General features: G+C 49.0%; 33 protein-coding genes, 1 tRNA gene and 1 other RNA gene. 28 read left to right on the top strand and 7 right to left on the bottom strand.

Going from position 1 to position 25174, the window contains the following annotated elements:
- Positions 1-144 precede the first annotated feature (144 nt).
- From N7E73_RS18905 to N7E73_RS18885, 5 genes are all read left to right on the top strand, one after another.
- The gene (locus N7E73_RS18905) at positions 145-894 is read left to right on the top strand and encodes a basic amino acid ABC transporter substrate-binding protein (protein ID WP_432736527.1); all 750 of its coding nucleotides are present in this window, start codon (positions 145-147) and stop codon (positions 892-894) included.
- A 99-nt stretch (positions 895-993) separates the two neighbouring features.
- Entirely contained in the window at positions 994-1776 is a 783-nt protein-coding gene (locus N7E73_RS18900; protein ID WP_432736526.1) for an amino acid ABC transporter permease, read from the top strand.
- Positions 1766-2503: an amino acid ABC transporter ATP-binding protein gene (locus tag N7E73_RS18895; RefSeq protein WP_432736524.1), complete on the top strand. Its 738-nt coding sequence runs from the start codon at positions 1766-1768 to the stop codon at positions 2501-2503. The genes N7E73_RS18900 and N7E73_RS18895 overlap by 11 nt, the downstream gene beginning before the upstream one ends.
- A gap of 149 nt (positions 2504-2652) precedes the next feature.
- Positions 2653-4611, top strand: coding sequence for a response regulator (locus tag N7E73_RS18890; protein ID WP_432736523.1), 1959 nt, complete (start codon positions 2653-2655; stop codon positions 4609-4611).
- Positions 4612-4691: 80 nt separating this feature from the next.
- Positions 4692-5786 carry an AI-2E family transporter gene (locus tag N7E73_RS18885; protein ID WP_432736522.1) on the top strand — a complete coding sequence of 365 codons (1095 nt, stop codon included), beginning with the start codon at positions 4692-4694 and terminating at the stop codon, positions 5784-5786.
- 48 nt (positions 5787-5834) lie between these two features.
- Here N7E73_RS18885 and N7E73_RS18880 read toward each other — a convergent pair whose 3' ends face one another.
- A complete protein-coding gene (locus tag N7E73_RS18880; protein WP_432736521.1) occupies positions 5835-6236 on the bottom strand; it encodes a cupin domain-containing protein in 402 nt (133 codons plus the stop codon).
- A gap of 213 nt (positions 6237-6449) precedes the next feature.
- On the opposite strand from N7E73_RS18880, the gene ffs reads away from it, so the two are divergent.
- From ffs to N7E73_RS18805, 15 genes are all read left to right on the top strand, one after another.
- Positions 6450-6545, top strand: an RNA gene (gene ffs, locus N7E73_RS18875) — signal recognition particle sRNA small type.
- Positions 6546-6706: 161 nt separating this feature from the next.
- Positions 6707-7177 carry a rhodanese-like domain-containing protein gene (locus N7E73_RS18870; protein ID WP_432736519.1) on the top strand — a complete coding sequence of 157 codons (471 nt, stop codon included), beginning with the start codon at positions 6707-6709 and terminating at the stop codon, positions 7175-7177.
- The gene (locus N7E73_RS18865) at positions 7177-7584 is read left to right on the top strand and encodes a MauE/DoxX family redox-associated membrane protein (protein ID WP_432736518.1); all 408 of its coding nucleotides are present in this window, start codon (positions 7177-7179) and stop codon (positions 7582-7584) included. The genes N7E73_RS18870 and N7E73_RS18865 overlap by 1 nt, the downstream gene beginning before the upstream one ends.
- Positions 7585-7724: 140 nt before the next feature.
- A tRNA-Arg gene (locus N7E73_RS18860) sits at positions 7725-7801 on the top strand.
- 99 nt (positions 7802-7900) lie between these two features.
- Entirely contained in the window at positions 7901-9238 is a 1338-nt protein-coding gene (locus N7E73_RS18855) for a replicative DNA helicase (protein WP_432736516.1), read from the top strand.
- A gap of 19 nt (positions 9239-9257) precedes the next feature.
- Entirely contained in the window at positions 9258-9440 is a 183-nt protein-coding gene (locus tag N7E73_RS18850; RefSeq protein WP_432736514.1) for a hypothetical protein, read from the top strand.
- Entirely contained in the window at positions 9437-9676 is a 240-nt protein-coding gene (locus N7E73_RS18845) for a hypothetical protein (RefSeq protein ID WP_432736512.1), read from the top strand. The genes N7E73_RS18850 and N7E73_RS18845 overlap by 4 nt, the downstream gene beginning before the upstream one ends.
- Positions 9666-9887: a hypothetical protein gene (locus N7E73_RS18840; protein WP_432736510.1), complete on the top strand. Its 222-nt coding sequence runs from the start codon at positions 9666-9668 to the stop codon at positions 9885-9887. Before N7E73_RS18845 ends, N7E73_RS18840 begins: the two co-directional genes overlap by 11 nt.
- A 12-nt stretch (positions 9888-9899) precedes the next feature.
- The gene (locus tag N7E73_RS18835) at positions 9900-10268 is read left to right on the top strand and encodes a hypothetical protein (RefSeq protein ID WP_432736509.1); all 369 of its coding nucleotides are present in this window, start codon (positions 9900-9902) and stop codon (positions 10266-10268) included.
- Between the two features lie 214 nt (positions 10269-10482).
- Entirely contained in the window at positions 10483-11412 is a 930-nt protein-coding gene (locus N7E73_RS18830) for a hypothetical protein (protein ID WP_432736507.1), read from the top strand.
- Positions 11413-11589: 177 nt separating this feature from the next.
- Positions 11590-12114: a hypothetical protein gene (locus tag N7E73_RS18825; protein ID WP_432736506.1), complete on the top strand. Its 525-nt coding sequence runs from the start codon at positions 11590-11592 to the stop codon at positions 12112-12114.
- A 184-nt stretch (positions 12115-12298) separates the two neighbouring features.
- A complete protein-coding gene (locus N7E73_RS18820) occupies positions 12299-12892 on the top strand; it encodes a tyrosine-type recombinase/integrase (protein WP_432736505.1) in 594 nt (197 codons plus the stop codon).
- Positions 12889-14361, top strand: a complete 1473-nt coding sequence (gene terL, locus N7E73_RS18815) for a phage terminase large subunit (RefSeq protein ID WP_432736503.1) — start codon at positions 12889-12891, stop codon at positions 14359-14361. Before N7E73_RS18820 ends, terL begins: the two co-directional genes overlap by 4 nt.
- Before the next feature lie 9 nt (positions 14362-14370).
- A complete protein-coding gene (locus tag N7E73_RS18810; protein WP_432736500.1) occupies positions 14371-15024 on the top strand; it encodes a hypothetical protein in 654 nt (217 codons plus the stop codon).
- Position 15025: 1 nt separating this feature from the next.
- The gene (locus tag N7E73_RS18805; RefSeq protein ID WP_432736499.1) at positions 15026-15226 is read left to right on the top strand and encodes a hypothetical protein; all 201 of its coding nucleotides are present in this window, start codon (positions 15026-15028) and stop codon (positions 15224-15226) included.
- A 2-nt stretch (positions 15227-15228) separates the two neighbouring features.
- Here the strand turns inward: N7E73_RS18805 and N7E73_RS18800 are convergent, their stop codons facing one another.
- Together N7E73_RS18800 and N7E73_RS18795 are read right to left on the bottom strand one after the other, a co-directional pair.
- Complete coding sequence (locus N7E73_RS18800; RefSeq protein ID WP_432736498.1) at positions 15229-16437, bottom strand: pentapeptide repeat-containing protein; 1209 nt, start codon at positions 16435-16437, stop codon at positions 15229-15231.
- Between the two features lie 7 nt (positions 16438-16444).
- A complete protein-coding gene (locus tag N7E73_RS18795) occupies positions 16445-17383 on the bottom strand; it encodes a pentapeptide repeat-containing protein (protein ID WP_432736496.1) in 939 nt (312 codons plus the stop codon).
- A gap of 376 nt (positions 17384-17759) precedes the next feature.
- Here N7E73_RS18795 and N7E73_RS18790 point away from each other — a divergent pair, with 376 nt between their 5' ends.
- Both N7E73_RS18790 and N7E73_RS18785 read left to right on the top strand, forming a co-directional pair.
- Positions 17760-17999, top strand: coding sequence for a hypothetical protein (locus tag N7E73_RS18790; RefSeq protein ID WP_432736495.1), 240 nt, complete (start codon positions 17760-17762; stop codon positions 17997-17999).
- Entirely contained in the window at positions 17992-18681 is a 690-nt protein-coding gene (locus N7E73_RS18785) for a BRO-N domain-containing protein (protein ID WP_432736494.1), read from the top strand. Before N7E73_RS18790 ends, N7E73_RS18785 begins: the two co-directional genes overlap by 8 nt.
- 54 nt (positions 18682-18735) lie before the next feature.
- Here N7E73_RS18785 and N7E73_RS18780 read toward each other — a convergent pair whose 3' ends face one another.
- The 4 genes from N7E73_RS18780 to N7E73_RS18765 all read right to left on the bottom strand — a co-directional run bounded on the left by N7E73_RS18780 (position 18736) and on the right by N7E73_RS18765 (position 21142).
- Positions 18736-19209 carry a hypothetical protein gene (locus N7E73_RS18780; RefSeq protein WP_432736493.1) on the bottom strand — a complete coding sequence of 158 codons (474 nt, stop codon included), beginning with the start codon at positions 19207-19209 and terminating at the stop codon, positions 18736-18738.
- A gap of 13 nt (positions 19210-19222) precedes the next feature.
- Positions 19223-19597 carry a helix-turn-helix domain-containing protein gene (locus tag N7E73_RS18775; RefSeq protein WP_432736492.1) on the bottom strand — a complete coding sequence of 125 codons (375 nt, stop codon included), beginning with the start codon at positions 19595-19597 and terminating at the stop codon, positions 19223-19225.
- The gene (locus N7E73_RS18770) at positions 19554-19850 is read right to left on the bottom strand and encodes a type II toxin-antitoxin system RelE family toxin (RefSeq protein WP_432736491.1); all 297 of its coding nucleotides are present in this window, start codon (positions 19848-19850) and stop codon (positions 19554-19556) included. The genes N7E73_RS18775 and N7E73_RS18770 overlap by 44 nt, the downstream gene beginning before the upstream one ends.
- A 107-nt stretch (positions 19851-19957) precedes the next feature.
- The gene (locus N7E73_RS18765; RefSeq protein ID WP_432736489.1) at positions 19958-21142 is read right to left on the bottom strand and encodes a hypothetical protein; all 1185 of its coding nucleotides are present in this window, start codon (positions 21140-21142) and stop codon (positions 19958-19960) included.
- A gap of 230 nt (positions 21143-21372) precedes the next feature.
- Here N7E73_RS18765 and N7E73_RS18760 point away from each other — a divergent pair, with 230 nt between their 5' ends.
- Genes N7E73_RS18760 through N7E73_RS18735 form a run of 6 tightly spaced genes read left to right on the top strand, consistent with a single transcriptional unit; the run spans position 21373 to position 25166 of the window.
- Entirely contained in the window at positions 21373-21711 is a 339-nt protein-coding gene (locus N7E73_RS18760; RefSeq protein ID WP_432736488.1) for a hypothetical protein, read from the top strand.
- Positions 21711-22151, top strand: coding sequence for a DUF5675 family protein (locus N7E73_RS18755; protein WP_432736487.1), 441 nt, complete (start codon positions 21711-21713; stop codon positions 22149-22151). Before N7E73_RS18760 ends, N7E73_RS18755 begins: the two co-directional genes overlap by 1 nt.
- 2 nt (positions 22152-22153) lie before the next feature.
- Entirely contained in the window at positions 22154-22741 is a 588-nt protein-coding gene (locus N7E73_RS18750; RefSeq protein ID WP_432736486.1) for a hypothetical protein, read from the top strand.
- The gene (locus N7E73_RS18745; protein ID WP_432736484.1) at positions 22738-24654 is read left to right on the top strand and encodes a portal protein; all 1917 of its coding nucleotides are present in this window, start codon (positions 22738-22740) and stop codon (positions 24652-24654) included. The genes N7E73_RS18750 and N7E73_RS18745 overlap by 4 nt, the downstream gene beginning before the upstream one ends.
- On the top strand, positions 24629-24949 hold the full coding sequence (gp10, locus tag N7E73_RS18740) for a capsid staple protein (RefSeq protein WP_432736482.1): 321 nt from the start codon (positions 24629-24631) through the stop codon (positions 24947-24949). The genes N7E73_RS18745 and gp10 overlap by 26 nt, the downstream gene beginning before the upstream one ends.
- Positions 24939-25166, top strand: a complete 228-nt coding sequence (locus N7E73_RS18735; RefSeq protein WP_432736481.1) for a hypothetical protein — start codon at positions 24939-24941, stop codon at positions 25164-25166. Before gp10 ends, N7E73_RS18735 begins: the two co-directional genes overlap by 11 nt.
- Positions 25167-25174 lie beyond the last annotated feature (8 nt).

The following is a 25174-nucleotide window of genomic DNA, read 5'->3' as shown; positions in this document are numbered from 1 at the left end:
GTTCAAGAAATCATTTTTTTACATCATTAATAATGCGCAGCATGTCAGGATGAACGGCGATAGCCGTATTGACATGGTTCGTAATTTATATCAGATTTCAAGGCTGTTATTAGAGGGTGTTTTAACTTTTTTTGGAGGAATATCATGATGAAAAAGTTTTTCGCAGTTCTGATGCTGACTGTTTTCACCGCTACTGCGGCATATGCTGGCAGCGCCCCAGTAATTACAATTGCTTCCGACTGCACCTGGCCGCCGATGGAATTTGTCAACAAGGACAAGCAGATTGTCGGTTTTTCTGTTGAACTCATGAAGGCTTGCGCTGATGCTGCCGGTTATGAAGTACAGATCAAGAACGTTGCATGGGATGGTATTTTCGCAGGCCTTGCCGCTGGAAAATACGATGCTATCTGTTCATCTGTTTCAATTGACGAAAAGCGCAAAAAGGTTATGGACTTCACTGCTCCCTACTTCCAGGTGAAGCAGGCAGTTGTAACCGCAAAAGATGTTGACGCCAAAGATCTGGATGCTTTCAAGGGCAAACCCGTTGGCGCACAGATCGGTACCACCGGTTACTTTGCAATCAAAAAGGCTGAAGGCGTCATTCCCAAGTCCTACGACGAAATCGGTCTGGCCATGGAAGACCTTTTCAACGGACGTCTTGCCGCTGTTGTCTGTGACGACCCCATCGCAGCCGACTTTGCTCTGCAGCAGGCGGAATATGCAAAGAAGCTCAAGATTGCCTTCATCATCGAAAGTGCTGAATCCGAGTACTACGGTGTTGCTGTAAACAAAGGCAACGAAAAGGTTCTGGATCTTATCAACAAAGGACTGTCCGCTGTTCGTGCAGATGGTACCTACGACAAAATCAAAGCCAAGTGGTTCGGAAGCAACTAGAGCTTGAACCTGCTGGCTTGAGTATGTAACCACGGGCCGGGATCGGAACAGACATAAGCCGATCCCGGCCCCTTTCATGCAGGTCGGGTGAAATTAACTATGCAAGAAAAAAAAATAAAAATTGAAGTCACAGACGGGGCCAGCATTCCTGACAGCAAGGACCGGGGATTGTTCAACGCCTGGTGGGTGTCTTTCATCGGCGCCATTGGTATTATTGCCTATCTGGTTATAGCCAAACCAGATCCGTATCGGGATATTCTTATGTTCATTCCCGACGGAATCCTCGTAACTTTTGAAGTTACCGTGTGCTCCATTCTGGGGGCTCTGGTCATAGGTCTTTTTACCGGGCTGGGACGAATTTCCAGCAATCATGTAATCAATCTAATAGCATCCACTTATGTTGAGGTTGTCAGAGGTATTCCGCTTCTGGTTCAACTTTTTTACATCTATTATGCAATGGGGCGGGTTTTTCAGGTGCCCGACATGCTTTCTGCCGTTATCGCCATGAGTGTTTGCTACGGTGCATATATGGGTGAGGTCTTCCGTGCAGGTATTGAGTCCATTGACGCCGGTCAGACCGAAGCTGCAAGATCCCTTGGATTTGATAAGAGACAGACCATGTTTCTGGTTATCCTGCCGCAGGCATGGAGGACTATTCTTCCTCCCGTAGGTAACGAATTTATTGCGCTGCTCAAGGATTCCTCTCTCGTATCCATTCTTGCAGTTGCCGATATTCTCAGGCGTGGCAGGGAGTTTGCTGCAGAGAGTTTCCAGTATTTTGAAACCTATACCATGATTGCGCTCGTTTATCTGGTCATTACCCTGATCCTTTCAAAAGCAGTGAGCCGCATGGAAGAGAGGTTGAATCATTATGACCGCTAATCCTATCATTCAAATAAAGAACGTATACAAATTCTACGGCGACCTTGCAGCGTTAAGCGATGTTTCTCTTGATATTCAGCAGGGGGAAAAGGTGGTTATCATCGGCCCTTCAGGGTCCGGAAAAAGTACGCTGCTGCGTTCAATCAACCGCCTGGAAGAGATTAACAAGGGAGCGATCATTGTCGACGGCCTTGACGTGCATGACAAGGAGAACAACATCAACTCCATTCGTCAGGAGCTTGGGATGGTTTTCCAGTCGTTCAACCTCTTTCCTCACAAAACCGTTCTTGAAAACCTGACCATGGCTCCGATCAAGCTCAAGGGAATGGAAAAGGAAGATGCCCGGGCCATAGCGGTAGACCTGCTCAAAAAAGTAGGCATACGCGAAAAGGCAAATGTCTATCCGGCCAAGCTTTCCGGTGGACAGCAGCAGAGGGTGGCCATAGCCCGTGCTCTGGCAATGAATCCCAAGATTATGCTCTTTGATGAGCCTACATCCGCCCTTGATCCCGAGATGATCGGTGAGGTTCTGGATGTAATGAAAAACCTTGCCCGCGAAGGGATGACCATGGTTGTTGTCACACACGAAATGGGCTTTGCCCGCGAAGTAGCCGACAGAATTGTGTTCATGGAAGACGGCAGGATCATCGCCTGTGCTCCTCCTGATGAGTTTTTCAACAACGCTGAGCATCCGAGACTTAAAAAGTTTCTGGATCAGATTTTATAGGCGTCTTTTGGTTCTGATTTTGGAAAACCGGTTCTGAGCTGATCAGGACCGGTTTTTTTGTGAAAAAAGTGCGCTAATGCTGTTTGCAATGCTTAAAATATTTATTATATCAGCAATGATTTCATTTCATTCAAGTAACGGGGTTTTAAATGGCTGGGAAGCGGATTCTTGTTGTCGATGATGAGCGCATTGTAAATCTTGATATACAGGCCACCTTGAAGCGGCTTGGTTATGTCATTGTCGGTGACGCTGTTTCCGGGCAGGAGGCAATTGATAAGACTTCCCGATTAAAACCTGACCTGGTTTTGATGGACATCAAGCTTCGTGGGGACATGGATGGCGTAGAAGCCGCTAATTATATCGTCAAATCATATGATATTCCCGTTGTATTTCTTACTGCCTATTCCGATGATCAGACCCTGAACCGGGCCAAACTTTCCGGTCCTTTCGGCTATCTTCTCAAGCCGTTTGAAGAACGAGACCTGCGTTCTGCCATTGAAATTGCTTTGTACAAGCATGGGATGGAGCAGGAGTACAGGCAGGCCGTTCATGATGCCGAAGCAGCCAACGAGGCGAAAAGCTCATTTCTTGCGACGATAAGCCATGAACTTAGAACCCCGATGAACGGGATTCTGGGATTGAGTGAAATTCTTTTAGGTACAGGGCTCAATTCCGAACAGCAGGAGTATGTTGAGCTGATTAAGGGCTCGGCGAATTCGCTTTTGCGTGTGCTCAACGATATGCTGGATTATTCCAAGATTGAGCGGCGTATTCTTGAATTGAGAGAAGGTATTTTTGACCTGCGCAAGGTCCTCGGCCTTATTGTCAGCACTCATAACAATCAGGCCCTGAAAAAAGGGCTTCAGTTGGAGTGCCATATTCACCCGGAAATTTCCGGAGAGCTTCAGGGAGACTCCGGGCGCCTGACCCAGATTCTGAATAATCTGGTGAGCAATGCCATCAAGTACACAGATTCCGGAGGCGTATGCATTGAAGTCATGCCGGATGACTATGATGCTGAGCCGTATCCTGACGGTTGCGTGAGACTTCTTTTCATAGTCAGTGACTCCGGGCTCGGTATTTCCCGTGACAAGGCAGATACCATTTTTGAGAGCTTCACTCAGCTCGAAGATTATATGACAAGGAAGCATGGGGGGATCGGTCTCGGGCTGACCATTTCGTACAATCTGGTCAATCTTCTGCAGGGTTCAATGTGGCTTGAAACCATGCCCGCTGTAGGCAGCAGTTTCTTTTTTACTGCTGTATTCAAAATGGTTGGCAAGCTGGAATCGGCCGACGGAGAAGGTGATGCTGGATGCGGATGTTTATCCTTCAACAATATGAAACGGGTTTTGCTTGCTGACGACAATATTATTACTCGTCGAGTTGTAACCGCTTTTCTTGAAGACGCAAACTGTGAGCTTGAGATCGTTGAAAACGGACGTGATGCAATTAATTATCTCCAGGAGAAGCCGTTTGATCTTGTCATTATGGATGTACAGATGCCTGTTATGGACGGTCTTGAAGCAACCAGACTCATAAGAAGCGGGCACATTGACAACATCGACCCGGATATTCCTATATTGGCTCTTACAGCCCACGCCATGAAAGGAGACCGCGAACGGTGTCTTGAGGTGGGAATGAACGGTTATCTTTCCAAACCGTTCAGGTCTGCCAGTCTTCTGGAGGCCATGTGTGCTGTCCTTGAAGGAGCAAACGGCACTAATGGTGCTGTTGTCTGCCAGGGGAGTGTTCCTGATAGAAGTTCCTATCTTGACCTGAGGGGCACAATTGCCCGGCTGGATGGAAATGATTCCCTTGTCCGTGAAATTTATACCCATTTCCTTGAGCTGGTTCCGCGTCATATTGAAAGAATGGAGTCCTGTGCCGACAAGTGTGATGTGGATGGGCTGAATCAGGAAATTCTTGTTCTCAGAGGATTGGCCCTTGATGTCGGAGCGTACAAGATATGTGCCCTGACAGATGAAATTGAACGACACCTTTCAAGAGGTAATATTTCAACCGTAGAAGACCTTGTTTCCAGAATGAGAAGTGAGGCCGATAACACCTTAGCTGTGATGGCTGACTACATATTCAAGTCGTCCTGATTTTAATTGTGCTTGTCAGTAATATCTGGAAAAATGAGCATGGTTTTTTAAATTAACTCAATAAGTTTCAAAGGCAGACCATGACTTCTCCGGATAAAGAGATTATTAAATCTCCAGCAATCTATACTTTTTTCCTGATTATCCTGATCATTTCGGCGGTTGCTTTAGGGTATTCCGTTGCCAAACCGTTTCTCAACACAATCGTTATCTCCGTTGTGCTTACTGGTATATTTTATCCTTTGACCAGCAGGATCAGCAGGCGCCTGGGTAATCGTAAAGGTCTTGCTGCTTTCCTTACTGTGTGCATCATTGTTTTCGCCATAATTATTCCGGCGGTGATTTTTTTCTTCGGGTTGATAGGACAGGGCATCAACTCGGTTGCGGCCATCAATGAATGGGTGAGAAACACTGATTTTTCGACTTTGCTGAGCTCTGAGCACTATGACAGCTATTTGAAATGGTTTGAAAACACTTTCCCGTTCATCGAGATAAGCTCAAAGGATATTCAGTCTAGAATTCTCGAAATTTCACGTACTTTCGGACAAAGCATGCTTACCTCCGGAACCTGGCTGGCAGGCAACATGGCCAGTCTTGTCGCTCACTTCCTGATCATGACTTTTCTTGTCTTCACTTTTCTCAAGGACGGGGACCAGTTCTTTGCCAAGGTGCGTTATCTGTCTCCGCTTAAGGTGGAGCAGGAGGATTTCATCCTGGACAGTCTGCGCAAGGTGTCCAAGTCCGTTCTTTTCGGAAGTCTGTTCATTGCTGTCCTGCAGGGGGTAGTCGGGGGGATAGGGCTTGCCATTGCCGGAATTCCGGCCCTGTTCTGGGGCACCATGATGAGCTTTACTTCATTGATCCCTGTAGTCGGAACAGGATTGATCTGGATCCCGGCATCAGTGTATCTGCTGATTGTTGGCAAGTTCAAAATGGCTTTGTTTCTGCTGCTCTGGTGCGGTGTGCTTGTAACAGGGATTGATACCGTTCTCAGGCCTGTTATTGTCCGGGAAGCATCTCGGGTATCCACCGTTTACATCTTTCTTGCCATTCTTGGCGGTATCAATGCGTTCGGTCCATTGGGGATATTGTACGGACCGCTTGTTCTTACCTTCCTTATGGTTATGCTGCATATTTATGGGCAGGAATATCAGGATGTGCTGAAGAACAAGAAGTAGTGTTTTTTATGGAGGCGGCCTCCGATTGTTGATCGGAGGCCGCTTTTTTTATTTTTCGTATACGCAACCGATACAGCAGAGAAATGTAGCTTCCTGAGTGTCGCTAACGTTTCTCATGCCATGAGGCTCCATGCATGGGGAGTAAACGAAATCCCCGGGGCCGCATATTTTACTTTCTATAACTTCGTCCGTTTCAGGATCGTAACTGAAACATTCGAAGTTGCCTTTCTCAATGTATACAGTCTGTAGATAAAAGTGGTTATGGGCTGGAATTTCTCCGCCCGGCTCCACTGTGAAATGGCGTAAGCCGTATTCCGGCTGCCCATTCGTGTCTTGGCCAGCCTTGGACAACCAGCGGATAGTGACTCCTTTGACTTCCTGATTTTTGCCTTTGTAGCCGATCTTTTGAACTTTTATCCCTTCAACATCTTTCAGATTCCTTGCGTCCATGGTGATCTCCGATTTTATTATTTGGTTGTGCAAAGCATACTTTTTTAACCAGTAAATTGTAAGTGCTAAGTACGCCTGCTGACACTGTTACCAGGGCAAAGTCCGTACTATCCGGATGGTTTTATGAAAATTTTTAAGTTTTGGCCGATAATGCTTGACAAATCAGGGTTGTGTGAATAGGTATTCATTCTCGTCGCGAGGACGAAGTCTTTTACAGAGAGGCCGGATGGCGGGTGCGCTGTGAACCCCGTCAGGTCCGAGAGGAAGCAGCGGTAACGGTTTATCCCGGGTGTCCGGTCTCGCTGAAAGAAGGGTGTGTTCATTTTGAACACACCCTTTTTTATTGTCCGTCAACTTTTTTTAGTTTGGTTTTGTCTGGTTGCGCCTGCCGCTATCTCCATGCTACTCAAGGCAAGGACCGTGTGGTGAAGTGGTTTATTTCTGTATTCAACTTAAACTTGGACATTTAAATGTTATTTGGAAAGAAATCAGCAATCCTCTTCAAGTTTGTGTTCATTTCAGCCTTATCCGTTGGCTTGGCTATCGGTTTCAACATGGTGCGGCCTCATAAATATTCATTTACTGAGCTTAGTTTTCAGATCCAGAAGCAGACAGTTCAGATCTCCACTGAAAAATTGCTCAGTGCTTACGATTCAGGTGAGGTGCAACTTGTTGATGCCCGTAGTGACAGTGATTTTACCATGGGGCATATTCCGGGCGCGGTGAACATTCCTTCATGGGCAGTTCATGATGAATTTGCGTCCCTGTCTGTGGTACTAGCTAAAGACAAGGGTGTTATAGTCTACTGTGACGGACTTTCCTGCGGTAAAAGCACTATTGTTGCAAAGAAACTGCTCGATGCAGGTTATGGAAATGTCATGGTTTATTCTGATGGAATTGATGGCTGGATCAGCTCCGGTCGTGATCTGGAGGTCAACTGATGGTCAGGGCATTACCGCGAATTTTACTTGGTTTTGTATTTATAGTAGCCAGCGCTGATAAGATTGTTGATCCTGCCGGGTTTGCCGAGATTATTCGAAACTATCAGCTTCTACCGGCAATGATGGTTGGGCCTGTGGCGTTTTTTCTGCCGTGGCTGGAATTCGTCTGCGGAGCCATGCTTGTCTGCAACATTATGCTTGAAACAGCTACAGCCATTTTGACTGCTATGTTGCTGGTTTTCATCGCAGCGTTATCAGCTAATCTTTACCGAGGGATTGACGTTGCCTGCGGGTGTTTTTCCACTGATGCCACGAAAGCTTCCGGCATGATAGAGACCATCATTCGTGATGTGATTCTTTTGGGCATTGCCGGGCTGGTTTTCAGGTTCAGACGCAGTCAATTGTGACCATTACCTGCGGCATGCCTTGGTTCATGAGATAGTAGCCGTACAATGATCAGTTAAACCTTTTTTTTGTAATAATTTACGTGATTATGTTTTTTCTCTTGACAGAAAAGCGTTCTGGTAGATACTAAAACGCTCGGCACGGGCAATTAGCTCAGTTGGATAGAGTGTCAGCCTCCGGAGCTGAAGGTCACAAGTTCGAATCTTGTATTGCCCGCCAGATATTTCAAGGGGTTACGTTGCAAATGCAGTGTGACCCCTTATCTTTTTGCTACCCAAATGCTACCCAAGTTGCGGAAAAATGTTTTGAGGTGTTCTCATGAACATGTCCGCACCTCCCAACAACATGGAGCTGGAAAGGGCACTGCTCGGTGCCGTGATCAGGGACAACGGTCGCAATGTTGATGACCTTATTCCTATCCTGAAGACTCCGGACCATTTTTACAGCCCTGTTCATCAGAACATATGGCAGACCATTCTTGCCATGCACCGGGAACAGGTTCCTATTGATCTCGTTACGCTCAATGACCGACTCATGAAAAACGGCCGCTCCAGCGAGTGCGGCGGGGCTGTCTTTCTTGCCGAACTCGCGAATGACATTCAGCCTATCAGCCACGCCAAAGGGTGGGCTCGGGATCTGCAGGGTTATGCCCGGCGCAGGGCCATGGCCAGAATGGGGCAGCAGCTTATCGAGCATGCTTATTCCGCTGATGCGGATCCTTCTCAGTTTGCCGCGTCCGCCCAGGAGCTGGTTGATTCCGTCCTTGAGGACCGAGTAAATGTAACCGCTCAAAAGCCTTCAGAGATTATCCACGGATACATGAAATATCTGGAGGGCCTTGAGGCTCGTGGCGGTGATGGAATCAAGACCCATCTTTACAAGCTCAACAGCATCACCGGCGGATTTCTCCCCGGGGAAGTTGTCATTCTGGCCGGACGTCCTTCCAACGGCAAGACGGCCCTTGCTCTCAATTTTTCCCTTTACTCGGTTTTCAGTCAGGTCCCGGTCGGGATCTTCTCTCTGGAAATGATGAGCTATCTGCTCGTCAACCGTTACCTCTCATCAACTCACGGCATTAACGGAATGCGTTTCCGTGACGGGAAATTCACGCCTGAAGACTGGCAGAATATCTATGAGTTTGCTCAGTATTTTCAAGGTCTGGATCCGTGGCTGCGGATCTGGGACAGACCTTCGCTGTCCGCTTCCGAGCTTCGGTCTCAATGCCGGCGTTGGAAACGGGAGTTCGGTTTGCGTTTGGCTGTGGTGGATTACATCCAGCTTGTCCGGCCGGATTCCCGGGGCGGCTCCCGTGAAAGGGAAGTGGCTGAGATCTCGCGCATCGTCAAAGAGACGGCCATGGACACCGGGATCACCCTTGTAGTTCTGGCCCAGCTGAATCGAGAGGTTGAAACCCGCAAGAGCAAGGTTCCGCTGCTTTCGGATCTGCGCGAGTCCGGAGCAATTGAACAGGATGCTGACCAGGTTATTTTTATCCGCCCATGGAATCCAAAAACCGTGGACGATCTGGTGGAGGTGACTCTGGATGTGGCTAAGAGCAGGAACTCCAACACCGGTAGCCTTGAGACTGTTTATAGGCGCAGGCGGCTGCAGTTTCTTAATGACAATGAAAAGGATTGGAGCTGGCTGGGTTTTTAACCAGCGGAAGGAGGGCATTATGGCTGATTCAGTAAAAGCGATTGTAACGGTCGAGTCTGTTACCCGTAATTTTTTATTGGCACTTATCAGCGGGGCGTCATGCACAGTGGACGAGTGTCTTGCGGGGATTGATGCAGGTGTGGCCGAGGTCAAGCGGATCGCCAATGGAGAGGTTCGGTTACCGGAGGAAAGCAAGTCATGAAGAATAGGTATCATCTGGCAGTGCTGCGTTTCTTTCATCGTGGCCAGCATGTTGCTGATGTGGATCTGGTAACAGATGAGTCCCTTGAGGTCTGTCGCGAGGAGGCGTTCATTCGTGTTGTTGATAGAGCGGCCGCGCTGAAGTGTGATTCCGGTTCTGACGGCGAATTGCTGCTGGTTGTTGACGCTGAACCGGTCTGGTCAAGTCGTGAGCTGGAGGCGGAATATGAAAGCTGAACAGACGTATCTGAGACATGCAGTCAATGAGCAGTCCGAGATCACTCCCTGGCGTTTCAAGGTGGAGGGCGTGAAGAAATGTCCCCGAAAAGGGCAGCTTGTAAGGGCGCGGCAGATCGGTGACCGGGTGCGCTGTCCCATGTGTGACAACCACTGCGTTTGTCCGAGGGACGTTGAGCATGACCAGCAGATCAAGATCGAAAAGAATTAGTTGGGGGGAACCGTGGTTGCCTACAATTTTAAAGACGAGTTTGCCGGAAAGGTTGAATCCGGAATGAAGCGGCAGACTATCCGGGCTCACAGGAAGCGTCATGCGCGGCCGGGAGAAAGGCTGCAGCTATACAGCAGGATGCGGCGGAAGGATTGCAGGAAGTTGGTTCATCCAGATCCGCAGTGTGTCAGCGTTGAGCCTATTCATATTTCAATGGTGGATGGCACTCTTGCTGTCCAGGTTAACGGGCGGGACCTTGATGAGGACTGGAGGACTGACCTGGCTCGGGCAGATGGATTTGAATCTGACCAGGAGATGGGGCTGTTCTTCAAATCTGCGCACGGGCTACCGTTTTCAGGTGTTCTGATTCGATGGGAGTAGCCATGCCGCTGTAATGCTCGAGCATTTCCAGTGCATGAGTCTGGCAGGCCCGGAGTTTTGCCTAATTCCGGGCCGCCGCCGAAAATTTTCAGGGTTCGCCCTGTTTTTTTTGAACCTTTTAAATATGTTATGAATAAAAATTTACTCGAGCAATGCTTGAGCATTGCCTATGTAATAAATCCGCAAAGCTGAAAAATTTTTAAGGAGTGCGGCTGTGGCAGGTAGAGTAAAAAACGTCACGGACATTCGGTTGGATGTGGAGTTCGCCGAGGATTTTCGGACCCAGAAGATCATGAGAAAGTTCGGGGCCGAGGGTGCGCTGGGACTGATCTTTCTCATGTGTTATTGTGCAAAGCATTATCCCAGTGATTCCGGATACTTTCCAAGGAATTTCGATAAGGAGGATCTGCTGTTTGCCTGCAAGGTGAATCTTGAGCGGACCGACTACGTGGATATGCTTTTAGATCTTGAAATAATTGGGGAAGAAGACGGCAGATACTACATCTGTGAATGGGATGACATGCAGCCATGGGCCGCCGAAGCCCGCGCACGGTCCGAAAAAGCAAAAAAGGCTGCTGATGCGCGCTGGAATAAGAAAGGAAAACAGGCAGATAAGAAGCCCGCTAAGGGGTCTGACGCTGGTGAAAATGAATCCGATGCTCAAGCATTGCAGGAGCAAAAATCCGGCAAAGCTAAAAAGGTGCATAAAGCCGATTTTGGCAATGCCCCTTCTCCTTCTCCTACTCTCTTCGTAAATACCCCCTATAGTCCCCCGAAGGGGGATGAGTTGGTGGAGGCATTTTGCGAGATCCTTCCAGACCTGCCGAAACCGGAAGCTGTTACCGATGCCTTGATGAGGAAGGTCCGGAAGTGCAGGTGTGAAGGTGGGCCTCCTGAGAAAGGGATTCTGTGGTGGCGTTGGTACTTTGAGCTGGTGAAGGATTATCCGTACCTGCTCGGTGAAGTTAATCAGGATTGGAAGGCGAACCTTCCGTGGCTTGTCGAGCCGTCGAAGATGTCCAAGGTGCTGGGCGGTGGATACCAGAGTCGGGAAGAAATGGAAGTGAACGAGTTAACTTCCGGAAGTGGGCGGGGGATGAGCGAAGAGGAATATCGCAGACGAATTGCTGCTGGGGCAGGTTAAGCAGCGGTTGATTTTAACCGCACAAAAGTAAAGTTGTGAAGTTATAAAGTTAACGCATTGTGAATTTATAACAGTTGTGAGTTGAATGTAATGCTTGATGAACTTATGTTGCACCCGTCATACAAGAGTGGAAAGGTTGACCATGATGTGCTAATAAAGTTGCTGGTTGAATGTGGTATGAAGCAAGTTGCATGCGCAGAGTTCTTTGACGTTTCACAAGCTGCAGTTTCAAAGGCCAAGAAACGTATCGACCTTGCTGTTTCCAAGGACGTTGCTTTGTTTTCGGCTCCGAAGATGATCAACGCCAAGATCTCCCTTGCGGATCAGCTCGATGCTCTGGGGAAACAATGCCGTGAGCTGCTGGAAATGGTCCACGTTGTCCTTCACGGCGATCATGCTTCCCAGGAATACCGGGATTGCCAGACAAAACTGCGGCGGCTGGCCGGAACAAACCGCGACCTCGGCGGCTTTCTGATCAAGCTGCAGGCCGAGCTCCGCAAGCAGCTCGAGTTTGTTTTCAAGATGCAGAGTGAAATTTACTCGCTCAAGAAGGTCGAGGAGTTTCAGTCCGTTGTTCTCGAGGAAATACAGCGGGCAGCTCCGGAAGTTCAGCAGCGTATTGTCTCCCGCCTGACGGAAATCAACGCCGCCAGATCGGCTCTCGACTTCGGAATCGGGGCCGGAGACAAGTCTAACTTTTAAAGTCTGCTAAGGAAGAAAAGTCTAACTTTAATAAATAAGTTAAATTTATAAAAACAACACTAAAGTGTTTAAATTCAATTGTTTGTGTAAAATTATCAAAAATTTAGTTAGAAAAGACTCTTGTTAAAATTCTAGTTTTATGAAAATATTATTAAAACTTAGACTTTAATTAAAGAGGGCGAAAATGGAAAAAATGAATCCGAATCATCCGGAAAAGGGCAGCTCGATCAAGGTCGATCCTATCACATCGCTGAAGGATGTTGCGAACCTGAAAAAGCTTCTTGAGGACAATCCTCGCGATCTGGCCTTGTTCGTTCTGGGAATCAACACCAATCTCCGAGCCGTTGATCTGGTTCAATTGCGAGTGGAGCAGTTCATTGATGCCAGGGTCGGTGACGAGCTGGTGCTGAAAGAAAGCAAGACCGGCAAGCAGCGCAGGATTACGATCAACAACGCCGTTCTCACGGCGGTCAAGCCCTGGGCGGTACAGTGCCGGGATCAGGAACAGGAGCTCGTTTTTACGGGCCGGGATGGCGGTCCCATGGCTCCGAACTACGTGAACAAGCTGGTCAAGAAGTGGTGCGCGAAAATCAATCTGAAGGGCAATTACGGCTCTCATTCGTTGCGTAAGACTTGGGGCTATCATCAGCGGGTGACATTCTGCGTGGACATTCCGACCCTGATGGAAATTTTCAATCATTCCTGCCAGAAGCAGACCCTTGATTACCTTTGCATTCAGCCGCAGGAAATCAAGGACGTGTACATGAACGAACTATGAGCAAATCGTTGAAAGCAAACGGCCTGATGGGGAACCTGCTCATGAATCTCAAAGAGCAGGTTCCGCAGACCGGTTCCGGTTATCTCGGTACCGGCAAGCCTGATATGCCGCTGAAAGAGTTCATCCGCAATGCCTGGCACGTCATTGAGCCGGGGCGGACCTTTGTGGACGGCTGGCATATCGGGGCCATTGTGGAGCATCTGGAGGCGGTCAGCACGGGGCAGCTCCCGAAACTGCTGATCAACATGCCGCCGCGTCACATGAAGTCGCTGTCCGTGTCCGTCTGCTGGCCGGCATGGGAATGGACCTTCAACCCGTGGATACAATTTTTCTTCAGCTCCTATTCGGCCATGCTTTCAACGCGCGACAACATGAAGACCCGCGAGATCGTGACCTCGCCCTGGTATCGGGAGGCATGGCCGCATGTGCAGCTCAAGCGGGACCAGAACGCCAAGGACAAGTTCGAGAACATGGCCGGCGGATTCCGCTTTTCGTCCTCGGTGGGCGGCCGTGCGACCGGTGAAGGCGGCGACCGCATTGTGGCCGACGACCCGCACAACATGTCCGAGGTCAATTCCGATGCCAAGCGCAGGGAGGTGCTGGACTGGTGGGACAACACCATGCAGACCCGTCTCAATGATCCCAAGACCGGCGCGTTCGTGGTCGTGATGCAGCGCGGCCACCAGCAGGATCTGAGCGGCCACATTCTGGAGAAGGGCGGGTATACCCATCTCTGCCTGCCGGCGCGATATGAGGGTAACAAGTTCCACACCGTGCTCGGCTTCGAGGATCCGCGCGAAGAGGAAGGGCAGCTCCTCTGGCCGGAACGGTTCGACGAGGAAACCCTGACCCATATCGAGAACTCCTTTTCCTCGCCCACGGAGGCCGCAGGGCAGCTGCAGCAGCGTCCTGTACCGAAGGGCGGGTCCATCTTCAAGATCGACTGGTTCAAGCGGTACACCCGGCTTCCCAAGTTCAACCGCATTGTCGAGCACTGGGATACGGCGCAGAAGAAGAACGCCACCAGCGCATTCTCGGTAGGCCAGCTCTGGGGCGAGGCGTATAACGGTTACTACCTGCTGGATCTCATCCGCAGGAAGATGGAATACCCGGAGCTCAAGCGCACAATCAAGAAACGCTACGCGCTCCATAAACCCTCGGCCATCATCATCGAGGACAAGTCCAGCGGGATCAGCGTGATTCAGGATCTGCAGGATGAGACAAAGCTTCCGGTAGTGGCCTGGGCGGTTACCGGCGGGGATAAGGAAACAAGGGCTGTAGCAGTGTCGGATACGGTCGAGGGCGGCAATGTCTGGCTGCCGGAGTCGGCCGAATGGCTGGATGATTTTCTGGACGAGGTGGAGCATTTCCCCGGTTCCAAGTTCAAGGATCAGGTGGATGTGATGACTCAGGCCCTGGAATATTTCTTACGCCGTGGCGGACTCACTGAAGGCCGCGACATGAGCTAGGGGTGGATTATGAGACTGATTGAAAAGCTGAAGGTAGTGACCTCGCCTATGAGCGGTCGGCGCAGCCTGAAAGACCCGGTGACCGGCATTGTGTACCGCAGGGTTTCAGGCGGCGTTGCATGGCCGTATGACATCCGGCCCGGGGCGGTGACCGTGCTGGCCGAGCACAATGAACCCGTACACGGCACGGATCAGCATCGGGTGGATGTGGTGGTGGAATTCATGGACGAGGATACCGAAACCCTCTGCCGTGAAATGGCGGCCCTGCAGGACGGGCTGAAAGTGGGCATCTGGCGTACTCCGCTGACCCATGCCGGGACGCGGCTGGTGCATATGTACAACGAACGGCGGCGCAGGCTGCGCGTGCCCGGGCTGGATCTTGCTTCGCCTCCGGCCATGAACGGCAGCCGCACTTTCCGCGACTATGACCGCCTTGTGGATCGCCGGACCCGCAATATCAAGACGCTCTATTTCGGGGAATCGCAGGCTGTGCTGGAGTACAACACCCTTGGTCGGGATGACTTAGGGCGCAAGCTGGAGGAGTTCCCGGTGGTGGCATCCATGCTTTACGCGCTGGCCGGGCTGGATCTGGAACAGGCCGGGCATGGTGGATGGGCTGATGTGCGGCTCTCCGGCCTTACCCATTCCGCAGGGGGATACTGATATGGTGGTGCGGCCTCTGGAGATTGTCATCGGGCTGGACAAGATCGGGAAGATATTCGGGGTAGGGCGCAACACCGTCCGCGCCTGGGCGCAGAAGGAAGGTTGCCCTATCCGCCGTGTTGAGGGGAAGTACACAGCGGAGAAGGCTGAGTTGTGGGAATGGATTAAGGAACATTCCGTGGTTGGAGAAGCAGAGTTTTAGTCTTACTCTTTGTACCAGTTGGGCTTTTCGAATAAGTATGAAAAATTAGTGGAAGTCAATTCTTCCCTGATTTCTTTAGGTAGTTGCGTTGAATAAAGTGTTGCTGCTCCACTTATAGCTTTTGCAGTTAATCCGGTAGTATCTACAAGATTAGAATCTATTATGGCTGCTCTGGTGAAATCGACGTTTGTGAATGAGGTTTTTGAGAACGTTGTATTTTTTATAGTCGTGTTTTGAAAGTAAGTGTTCATGATAGTAGCGTTTTTGAAGCTTGAATTGTTTATTGTGCAGTTGTTAAATTTAGTGTTGTTGATTGTATTGTCTTTAAATATTGCTCTCCACAGGCTTGTATTTGTAAATGTCGCATTTTGTAACATCGTCTTATTTAAATAAGTTCGTTCAATTGACGAAATATTGAATTTAGTGAAGTCAAGTTTTGAATCATTTAAATAGCATTCAAGTGTAGAGTTGTTAAAATTTGTTCCAAATAATGTAGAATTATTAAAGTCAGTGTTGATGATAGTTGTGTTTGATATACTAGCGTAGTCGAAATTACAATTGTTCAAATTTGAATCATAAATGTTTAAATTGTAAAATGTTGAACTGTTAAAAGTACTACATTGTAGATTTGCCTCTTTAAGTTTTGTGCGGTCAAATAATGAATTGTTTAGTGAAGCATTTACAATGTTGGCATTGTTAAAGTTTAATCCTCGAAGATTTGCAAAATTTAACTGAGCTTCATTTAAATTTTTTTTGTACGCTTCAACAGTCTGTTTAAGCATGCTTTGCCCTTCAGTGTATTCCACATCTTGAAAAAAAGATGCAAACGTCTCCCATACTGATAGCAAACTGGGCTTTTGGGGAAGCTTGATTTTTTGAAGAGTTGATAAGTTTGCACATGCCTGAGCTCGAAACTCTGTCGCCATCTGATTTTGCCATGATGCTATCTGCATTTCATACGTGCTAACAGCTCGTTCATATCGATTTGATGCGAGTCCAAATATCGCTACATAAATGCTGACTATCCAGAGAGCAAAGGTGCTTGGACTTCTGTAGTTTTCGTCCTCAAGCTCAGTTTTAGATGGAGGGCGGATTAGTTGCTTTATAGCCCGTGCACCGGAGTAATCATACAGGTTGTACAGCGGTCTGGATGAGTTCCAGATCAGGATCAGGATTATGATTCCTATGTGGGATGTAATGTATGTTTCCATGGGTGCTCTAGTTAGTTTGTTCGTCTTCTTTGTACCAGTCTGGTTTTTCGAGGATGTGCGGGTATTTATTTATAAGTTCTTTTTCTGTTTGCACAGGAAGTTTGGTTTTATGTAGTATTCTTACTGTAGATAGTTGCTCTGCTGTTAAGTTTTGGGCGTTGGTTAAATCTGAATCTACAATGAAGGCATTATCAAATTCAGCATTTAAAAAGTTTGCACCAGTAAGATCTGCATTACAAAATGTAGCATTGTGTAGTTTCGCATTAAGGAATTCAGCCTTAGTCATATTGGCATTAGAAAAATTAGTTTTAGTGCAATTTGAAAACCAAAAATAGGTATTGTGTAATATGCTATTCGAAAAAACTGTGTTTGTCAGATTGTTTCCTATCAGATAAGCTTTTTTAAAGTTGGAAGATTCGAAATAGCAATTTGTTAGAGTTGCATTTTTCAAGTGCGCATTATCTAGTTCTCTACTGTATGCTTCAATTGTTTTAGTAAGCATACTTTGTCCAACTTCATATTCTTCATAATCTACAAAAGATGATAATGTTTTCCAGAAAAAAAATAAATCCGGTTTTACAGGTACTTTTATTGATTGAAGATTGTTGAAATTACCACATGCCTGTGCCCTAAACTCGGTTGCCATTTGTGTTTGGAAAGTCGAGATTTGTTGTTCGTATGAATTCACAGCCCTATCATACCGCGCAGAAGCTATACTGAACAACGCTACATATATACTCACCGCCCACAGCATAAAAGTGCTAGGCTTCCTGAAGTAACAGTCCTGTTGCTGTTCCTCCGTTGGCGGATGAATCTTCTCAACAATAGCCCGAATACCAGAGTAGTTATATAAAAAGTAAAAAACGTCGTAGTTATATGAGTAGAGATACACAAGAATAAGTGGGGTAAATGCTAGGCTCAGTAATATCCAGTCGGTAATTTCCATCAGTGATCCCCCCGAAATAATTTCATTAAACCACGCATATCTACCCAATTATACCAAAAACAACAACCCCCATCTTGACACCACCCCGCATTTCTGGCTTTATCCCCCCTAGGTGCTAGACACACCTTTGTTCCCTAGCGGTTTCCGCTCCCGATAGTTGGCGGTTTTTTTGTGTCCTGAGATCAGAAGGTCTGAGATTTTCTGCACTTGCAGGCACTGCTTTATTCCATTCCAATTTCGCCAATATATTTGCCGGGAGTGCAGAGGCTATAGAATACCCTTCGGGGGAAATCCTCTCGCCGTTCTAGGGACGGTGTCTAGCTCCCGGCTTTTTTATTTTTGAAAAAGCCCACCAGACACAACCCTAGGAGGCATCATGCCGAAAACTCTCACCATTCCTGAAAGTTATCTTGTGGAGACCTACAATAAGGCTCTGGACATTCAGGAGCTTACTAGACTGCTGCTGCACCACACTTTTCTCGAAACCCATCAAGGAGGCGGTCAAGTCCTACCGGGCCAGCTGTCGTTGCTGGAAGTACTGACGGATCGCTTAGACGGGTTGGTCAACACTCTGGATCATTCTACCTTTCGTAGTAAGGAGGTAAGTGATGTCTGAAGTTATTCCTTTCGATTTCGGCGATACGGTTGTCAGAGTCCATCAGGGCGGTGACGGCAACCCTTGGTTCGTCGCAAAGGACGCGTGTCATGTGCTTGGTCTAGACACGAGTAATCTATCAAAAACATTAGATGAGGATGAGAGGGATACCTGCTCCGTACAATATACGGATCAGGTCCGTACGTTGTCTTTGATCTCCGAGTCCGGACTGTACTCGCTGATTTTCAGGAGCCGCAAGCCGGAAGCAAAGAAGTTCCGCAAGTGGATCACCTCGGAAGTGATACCCAGCTTGAGGAAAACGGGGTGCTACGCAATGGGGCAGGGGGCTGACCAGTCCGCGCCGCTGACCATTGATGAGTATGATTCCCTCTACGCCCTGCTTGCCAAGTGGGGTGTGCTGCTCAAAGAAAGGGAAGCGTGGAAAGAACACGAGGTGCTGGATAACAGCATCGGCCGGATCATGTCCTTTCTGGGCAAGGAACCGACCTCCGCGCTCAAGGATTTATCCAGGGCCGAAGCGGATCACGTGCAACGCTACCTGACCACGCAGATTGAGATCCTTGTCGGCAAGTCCGGGGAGATTAAATCACCCGAAGAGCAGGAAGCCGCACTGCGCAGGTCTGAAGCAGGTCGCAAGGCCGCTCAGGCGCGCTGGGGCAAGGCGAAGGGAATCGGGAAGTAGGATTTGAAATGAAGCACCCCGCTTGGTTGGCGGGGTGCTTTTTTGAGGGGATGGTTAAGGTGTATGTTTTAGTGCTTCTGTAAGCAGTTCTATGGTCTTGTCAGGATTATTTGTAATTTTTGTGAAAAGATCTTTTGCCCTTTCTTTCCAAAAAGACTCTGGGACTTTGGCATAAATCAGTCTAGCCTTAATTATTTCTAAGTCTTGGATACGGTGTTTGACTCGGATTGCAAGTCGTAAGTCGTCTCTATCACATTTTGTATTGTCTATGCCGACAATGAATCCATGGTTATCAACGTTATTGTCTAGGAAGGTTAGAGTTTTCTCTTGTAGAACTTCATGTTTATACATGTTTTCTTCGCCGTCAGCACATACTTTAGACTGTGTGTTTGGGTCATAGTCGTGATCGTGAATTTGTGCTACATGCTTTTGCCAGTTGTACCATTCCTGTATTAATTCTTCTAATTGATGGAAAACCTGTTTTGGGTTTGTAAGGATCCGCATTGAACGAGATTTTGAGGTATCCACCCTGTTCTCCAATCTATAGAAAGTGCTTGTAAGAAGTGTTCAACACATCAGCCAATCGCTTGGCCATATCCACGCTGATGTTCCGCACCCCTCGTTCCATCTCGGAAACATTGTTCTTATGAATACCGAGTGCATCCGCAAGTTCTGCCTGAGTCAGACCTTCGCGGGTTCTGGCTCCGCGCAGCAGTTGGGGGGGAGTCGGTTCGGGAAAGGCATCGTTGAAATCAATAAGCTCTTCGCCTTCATCGTTGATCTCGCGCACGTCATACTTTGCCAGCTTCAGGAACTGCATGAATGCTTCAGCAATTGCGTTAGCGTCCTTTGCCGGAACCTTCAGGCACAACTCAGCTGAATTCTCGGTAATTGACCTTCTCGTGAGTTCCAACATATTTAATCTCCATGATTTGAATATCGTCATCTGTGACTTTCCAGACAACAACATACCGGGGCTTACCCTTGTTCAGGTGACAGTGATAAACGTCCTTGGTTCCTTTCAGCTTGCCATAATTAGGCCAGCTTCGTTGCTCCGGCCCGTCAGCCTGTAAGTCCTTACCCAGCAGGAAAAAGGATTCCTGTATCGCTTTGGGAAGTTTCAGGGTTTTTTTCTGAAGCTTGGTAGAAAGTTTAACTGTCCAGTTCATGATTTATTTGTAACCATATTTTGGTTGTTGGTCAATGAAGTTTGGTTGAAGGCTGGGAAGTAGGTTTTGAAATGAAGCACCCCGCTTGTTTGGCGGGGTGCTTTTTACTAAGTATCATATTGTTCGATCGCTACCTGTCGAATTAAATAACTTGTAAATTCAATCAGGTTTGTAAAACTTGCTCTCATGGGTTTCATGCAGTTATTTTGTGATGCATCTATGAGTGGTATTATTTTTGAGGAGTTTTTTTTGCTGATCATATGCCCACAGTGTAACGATTTAGATCTCATGTCATAAAGTTCAGATATATGTATTGAAGCCGCCGGGCCAAGGATCTTTTCAGTGAGAGTTTTTACTTTTTTCTTTATTGAGTATTTTACCTGTTTACACACTGGGCATGTTGTTGTGTCCCACTCGTATTCTTCACATAGTGTTTCGATTGAACTAATCAATAAAACACAAATGATTTCGTCGTAGCTATAGTCTATTTGGTCTGCTCTAATTGAAAGAGCATTGTTGAAGTGAGTGCATGACTTTATTAATGGTGAGTTTGTATTTATTTCTGAAGATAAAATTTTATCTATTATATTAATTTGTTCTTTAAGAAGTCCGTAAGAATTGTTAATGTATGGTTCACCGTCAATCCATTCTTTGTCTTCATATACTATATGATTGTAATTTGGCGTAATTTTTAGTTTTTTTTCAACGTAATTTGTTCTTCGTATGTGTGTGTTTAAACATGTGGAAAGGAAGTCACATGCTGCTAGGACTTTTTCAGAAGCGTTGTCTTCCGCGTCTATTAAGTCGAATCCTAGTTGTTTGCTATTAAGAGTTATGTGATCGTTGTCAGAAAATAAGGTGAAATTTTTGCCTGCGTAAGGGTGTATAATGGGTCCCTTGTTACTCCATCTTAGTCTTGTCTCTGGGTATTTAACTTTAATTGTACTTGAAAAATTGAAGGTACTAAAACCCTGATTGTGGCCTTTTTTTAAAGCATTTTTAATACATTTAATTATGGAGTCCTCTGAGTAGTTCTCGTCTGCTTCTTTTGGTGTGATATATATATTGTTAATTCCCCCTTTGTTTTTGTAATCAAATTCAAGCTGAAGTGTTAGACCGCGCCTTAATGACATAAGTCCTATTAAAACTTTTGTGCTGCTTGGATACCTGAACCCTATATATTGCCACCCGACCTGCTCAAAATTATTCCTAAATTCTGCCCATAGTGCTCTAAGAAAAGTGTTGGCCTGAGTTTTGTCCAAGTCAATTTTTTCGATAATGGTGTTCTGCATATTCTATCTACTTCCCCGGTGTTTATATTTTAAAATATGTTAAAGCTGGTAACCCCTGTCAACCCCCTCTCCACTGATCTCAGCCGATCTGGGACGATCTCCCGCGTCCTCTCCTGAAAACCCCGTGTTACAGATTCCCGTAAGTATGGAGGCCTTGTTTTCGCCTTTATAACCTCGCCGGTCGTCCGTGCCTTTCGGCAATGGTGCGGACGGCCATCAGGGAGTCTGCTGTGGGTGAATCGGTTCTTGATCCGCAACTTCGGAAAGAAATTACTGCCGCTGTAGCAGAGGGCATTGCCATCGGCCTGCAGCAGACCGGCAACGGTTCCTGCAAGCTGGAGCCGGAAGCTGCCAAGGCGGTCGGCCATTTCATGGGCATGGTGCGCGACATCGGTGACGGCGAACACGCCAAGGGCATCGAGAAGATGCGCGACCACCACAAGGCCGTGGGCGTCATGCTCGAGGGCCGCCGTGCTTTCTGGTGCATGGTATTCAAGATGTTGGCCACTGGTGGAATCGGATTTGTCGGCATGGCCATCTGGGAACATTTCACCAGGGTGGTGAAGTGATGAAACCGCTTCCACCGCTTGCTGCAACCCTTCTGCGCCGTCCGTACACTGATCAGGGCACCATCGGCGTGCTGACCATTCCCGAAGTGGACTTCCAGTGCTTCAGCATAGAGCTGCCCTGGCGGGAGAATCAGAACTCTGTCTCCTGCATTCCGGTCGGCACTTACTCCCTTTTCCGCCGTTGGTCCGATCACTGGAACAGCTTCGTCTACCAGTTCCGCAATGTGCCGGGCCGCAGTGCCGTACAGATCCACTGGGGCAACGTGGCTGGCGATAAAACCCTCGGCTACCGCTCCAACTCGCTGGGTTGCGTGCTTCTCGGCTCCGTGCTCTGCGAGATCTGGGGCCAGCAGGCCGTGGGCAATTCCAAACCAACATTTCGCAGGTTCCTGAACGCCGCGCTCGGCCGGGAACTGCTGCTCGACATCAGGGAGGCTTGATCATGGCTGATGCTGGTCTGTTTGATCTGGTGGGCTCTTCGCTGCTCGGTATCGGTACCGGAGGAATCGCGACCATTGCCCAGAACATTTTCGGTGGAATTTCCAACTGGATCGGTGAATGGCAGAAGCGCAAGACCCTGCAGCTTCAGCACGAGCAGGAAATGCTCATGGCCGACAAGGAAATCGAGCGGCTACGGGCCGAAGGTGATGTGAAGGTCCAGCAGGCCCGGGAAAATCGGGCCATGACCGAGACTCTTATCGACGGCCAGAACTATCAGGCTTCGCTCCTGCATGACGCCGCGACCTATTCGCGGGGCAAGGAAAAGTGCTGGGCCGACTTCCTGCTTGTGGTGGCCGATGCAATCCGGGGCATCACCCGGCCGACCATGACCGTGTTCCTGTGCTGGATCACCTGGTCAACCTACCAGCATTTCACCGGCTATCTGGCCCAGACCAATGTGCTGGTCGATGCGAACACGGCCAATGAAATGGTCCGGTACATCGTCACCAATACCGTTTTTATGTCCAGCTCCGCCGTGGGCTGGTGGTTCTCATCCAGACCTCGCAATGCGGGCAGGGCGGCTGCATGAGTCAGGACCTAGGTGTCTTCATAAAGAAGCTTTTTACCGAAGCGGAGTCGGCCCGTTCGTCCAGGGAAGAAATCTGGATGAAGGACTACCTGCAGGTGAAGAGCGAGTACGAGCAGGACGAACTGAAGAAGATCAAGCGGTCCAAGATGTACGTGCCGGCCACCCGGGTGAAGATGAACACCGTGCTCACGCAGGTGATGGACTTCCTTTTCCCGGCATCCGGCGAACGCAACTGGGATCTCAAGCCTTCACCTCGTCCGGAACTGCATCCTTCGGTGCTGGAGTTCTATACCCGGCAGGCAATGGCGCAGGGGCAGCAGCTTGCACCGGAAGACCTTGAGGGGCTGATTGAAAAGAAGGCCAAGGAATCGTGCGAGGCCATGGGCAGCGAGATCGCCGACCAGCTGGTGGGCGGTGAAGGGCGCAGGTCCTACCGCTCGGCCTGCAAGTCGGTCATGGAGCAGAAACTGAAGTACGGAACCGGCATCCTCAAGGGGCCGCTGGTGCGCGAGGAGTTCCGCGATTCGTATGTCATTGATGGGGAAGGCCGCTGGACGCTCCAGAAGTCCCAGATAACGGAGCTGCGGCCGTTCTTTGAGGATGTTTCTGTCTGGAATGCCTACCCGGATCCCAACGCTACGGATCTGGCCGGCTGCGAATACATGTTTCAGGACCACATCTACAATCGGCAGCAGGTTCTGGATCTGCTCACCTATCCCGGTTTCAAGGAGGATGTGATCAGGCAGTACCTGCGCGACAACAAGGACGGTGATGTCGATTCATATGCCGGGCTGAAGCTGCAGCAGAAGGTCAGCGGCGAGTCGCGCAGGATGGAGAAGCGTTACCGGGTCTACGAGTTCTGGGGAACCCTGACCGGTGAGCAGCTTTCAAGCGTCGGCATCGAGATCCCCGAGGAAGGCCGGGCGGACATCTTCCCGGCCAACGTCTGGATGCTGGGTGACAAGGTTATCAAGGCGGTCATCAATCCCCTTGAGGGCGCGACCATTCCCTACCAGTTCGACTACTTCGTGAAGGACGAGGATTCCATCTGGGGAGACGGGCTGGCCACACTGCTGCGGCATCCGCAGAAGGCCCTGAACTCGTCCATGCGCATGCTGCTGGATAACGCCGCAGTCTCGTGCGGTCCACAGGTTGCGGCCAATATGAGCGCGTTCGAGGACAGCGAGGATCCGCGCGACATCTACGCCTTCAAGTTCTGGCCGTTCAGGTCCGTGGAGGACATGAACAAGGCCCTCAAATTTTTCTCCATCCCTTCCTACACCAACGAACTACTGGCTCTGGTGCGGGTCTTCAACGACATGGTGGACGATATGTCCGTGCCCCGCTTCATGGGCGGAGACGGATCCCAGATGCGCGGGGCCGGCAAGACCGCCCGCGGTCTGTCCATGCTCATCGGGGCCGCGCACCAGATTCTGAAGGATCTGGTCAAATCCTTTGATGAGAACATAACCCGTCCGTTCTTCAGGCGTATGTATTTCTGGAACATGCAGTTCAACACCCGCGCCGACATCAAGGGCGATTTCGAGATCATCGCCACCGGAACCTCGGTGCTCATGGCCAAGGAAGTCCAGCTCGAACGCATGCAGACCATTCTGGCCATCACAGACAATCCTCGTTTTGCGGGCTGGGTGGATGACGAAAAGCTCCTCAGGGAGATCAGCAAGAACCTTGAACTGCCTGAAGGTGTTCTGCGTTCGGCTAGGGAAAAGGAAAGCTGGGACCGGGAACAGCTCATGGAATCGGCAAAGGCAAATGTTCAGGCACTGGTTGAAGAGCTGGAAGGAAGGGGGGTGGACGTGCAGCAGGGACTTCTGTCCATGCTGCAGCAACAGACCGGCGCATTGATGCCGGAACAGGGAGGTCAGCATGAAGCTGACAGATATGCGGCTTAAGCCGGAAAAAAAAAGGAAGGAAGAGGCGGCGATTGAGTCTGCACAGGATGAATTCCCGTGGGGGCTGCGGATAACCCTTCATGATGAATCCGTATCAAAGCTTGGCTTGAAGCCTAAGGACATGAAGGTTGGATCCACTGTGAAGCTGGAAGCCAAAGCTTTTGTGTGCAGTGCCGGTGCCCAACCTGGTGGAAAGAATAAATCCATTGAATTGCAGCTTGTGAAGCTGGGCATTGATGCCGGCGGAAGCTTCGAGGACGGATTCGACGCAGGAGCAGGTGACGATGAAGACTAGCCGACAGAAGGCCATGGAACTGGTTGAAACCGGAGGCAGCACCCTTGGGCGAGTGCGTGAATACCTGGAGCTGAAGATTCTGGAGGACAAGGAGAACCTTGTTGAAGCTTCCCCGGAAAACGTCCCCGGGCTGCAGGGCAGAATCAAGGCATACAGGGATATTTTAGCGGACCTGACCCCGGCTCCGGAACGGGGCAAGAGTCAGAATCCGTACTGAGGAGGAAA

Source organism: Maridesulfovibrio sp. FT414 (assembly GCF_050916235.1).
Classification (GTDB): Bacteria; Desulfobacterota; Desulfovibrionia; order Desulfovibrionales; family Desulfovibrionaceae; genus Maridesulfovibrio.
Note: the sequence above shows the minus strand (reverse complement) of the source record. Positions and strands in the feature narration are given on the sequence as shown.

Excerpts from the sequence above, each read along its gene's own strand:
- N7E73_RS18855 (WP_432736516.1), top strand. The coding sequence starts at position 7,901 with ATGAACATGTCCGCACCTCCCAACAACATGGAGCTGGAAAGGGCACTG.
- N7E73_RS18805 (WP_432736499.1), top strand. The coding sequence starts at position 15,026 with ATGGTGGTGCGGCCTCTGGAGATTGTCATCGGGCTGGACAAGATCGGG.
- N7E73_RS18890 (WP_432736523.1), top strand. The coding sequence starts at position 2,653 with ATGGCTGGGAAGCGGATTCTTGTTGTCGATGATGAGCGCATTGTAAAT.
- N7E73_RS18770 (WP_432736491.1), bottom strand. The coding sequence starts at position 19,850 with ATGAACTGGACAGTTAAACTTTCTACCAAGCTTCAGAAAAAAACCCTG.
- N7E73_RS18845 (WP_432736512.1), top strand. The coding sequence starts at position 9,437 with ATGAAGAATAGGTATCATCTGGCAGTGCTGCGTTTCTTTCATCGTGGC.
- N7E73_RS18905 (WP_432736527.1), top strand. The coding sequence starts at position 145 with ATGATGAAAAAGTTTTTCGCAGTTCTGATGCTGACTGTTTTCACCGCT.
- N7E73_RS18785 (WP_432736494.1), top strand. The coding sequence starts at position 17,992 with ATGTCTGAAGTTATTCCTTTCGATTTCGGCGATACGGTTGTCAGAGTC.
- N7E73_RS18775 (WP_432736492.1), bottom strand. The coding sequence starts at position 19,597 with ATGTTGGAACTCACGAGAAGGTCAATTACCGAGAATTCAGCTGAGTTG.
- N7E73_RS18735 (WP_432736481.1), top strand. The coding sequence starts at position 24,939 with ATGAAGACTAGCCGACAGAAGGCCATGGAACTGGTTGAAACCGGAGGC.
- N7E73_RS18900 (WP_432736526.1), top strand. The coding sequence starts at position 994 with ATGCAAGAAAAAAAAATAAAAATTGAAGTCACAGACGGGGCCAGCATT.
- gp10 (WP_432736482.1), top strand. The coding sequence starts at position 24,629 with ATGAAGCTGACAGATATGCGGCTTAAGCCGGAAAAAAAAAGGAAGGAA.
- N7E73_RS18795 (WP_432736496.1), bottom strand. The coding sequence starts at position 17,383 with ATGGAAATTACCGACTGGATATTACTGAGCCTAGCATTTACCCCACTT.
- N7E73_RS18790 (WP_432736495.1), top strand. The coding sequence starts at position 17,760 with ATGCCGAAAACTCTCACCATTCCTGAAAGTTATCTTGTGGAGACCTAC.
- terL (WP_432736503.1), top strand. The coding sequence starts at position 12,889 with ATGAGCAAATCGTTGAAAGCAAACGGCCTGATGGGGAACCTGCTCATG.
- N7E73_RS18895 (WP_432736524.1), top strand. The coding sequence starts at position 1,766 with ATGACCGCTAATCCTATCATTCAAATAAAGAACGTATACAAATTCTAC.
- N7E73_RS18800 (WP_432736498.1), bottom strand. The coding sequence starts at position 16,437 with ATGGAAACATACATTACATCCCACATAGGAATCATAATCCTGATCCTG.
- N7E73_RS18825 (WP_432736506.1), top strand. The coding sequence starts at position 11,590 with ATGAAGCAAGTTGCATGCGCAGAGTTCTTTGACGTTTCACAAGCTGCA.
- N7E73_RS18820 (WP_432736505.1), top strand. The coding sequence starts at position 12,299 with ATGGAAAAAATGAATCCGAATCATCCGGAAAAGGGCAGCTCGATCAAG.
- N7E73_RS18850 (WP_432736514.1), top strand. The coding sequence starts at position 9,258 with ATGGCTGATTCAGTAAAAGCGATTGTAACGGTCGAGTCTGTTACCCGT.
- N7E73_RS18755 (WP_432736487.1), top strand. The coding sequence starts at position 21,711 with ATGAAACCGCTTCCACCGCTTGCTGCAACCCTTCTGCGCCGTCCGTAC.
- N7E73_RS18750 (WP_432736486.1), top strand. The coding sequence starts at position 22,154 with ATGGCTGATGCTGGTCTGTTTGATCTGGTGGGCTCTTCGCTGCTCGGT.
- N7E73_RS18810 (WP_432736500.1), top strand. The coding sequence starts at position 14,371 with ATGAGACTGATTGAAAAGCTGAAGGTAGTGACCTCGCCTATGAGCGGT.
- N7E73_RS18865 (WP_432736518.1), top strand. The coding sequence starts at position 7,177 with ATGGTCAGGGCATTACCGCGAATTTTACTTGGTTTTGTATTTATAGTA.
- N7E73_RS18765 (WP_432736489.1), bottom strand. The coding sequence starts at position 21,142 with ATGCAGAACACCATTATCGAAAAAATTGACTTGGACAAAACTCAGGCC.
- N7E73_RS18870 (WP_432736519.1), top strand. The coding sequence starts at position 6,707 with ATGTTATTTGGAAAGAAATCAGCAATCCTCTTCAAGTTTGTGTTCATT.
- N7E73_RS18745 (WP_432736484.1), top strand. The coding sequence starts at position 22,738 with ATGAGTCAGGACCTAGGTGTCTTCATAAAGAAGCTTTTTACCGAAGCG.
- N7E73_RS18880 (WP_432736521.1), bottom strand. The coding sequence starts at position 6,236 with ATGGACGCAAGGAATCTGAAAGATGTTGAAGGGATAAAAGTTCAAAAG.
- N7E73_RS18885 (WP_432736522.1), top strand. The coding sequence starts at position 4,692 with ATGACTTCTCCGGATAAAGAGATTATTAAATCTCCAGCAATCTATACT.
- N7E73_RS18840 (WP_432736510.1), top strand. The coding sequence starts at position 9,666 with ATGAAAGCTGAACAGACGTATCTGAGACATGCAGTCAATGAGCAGTCC.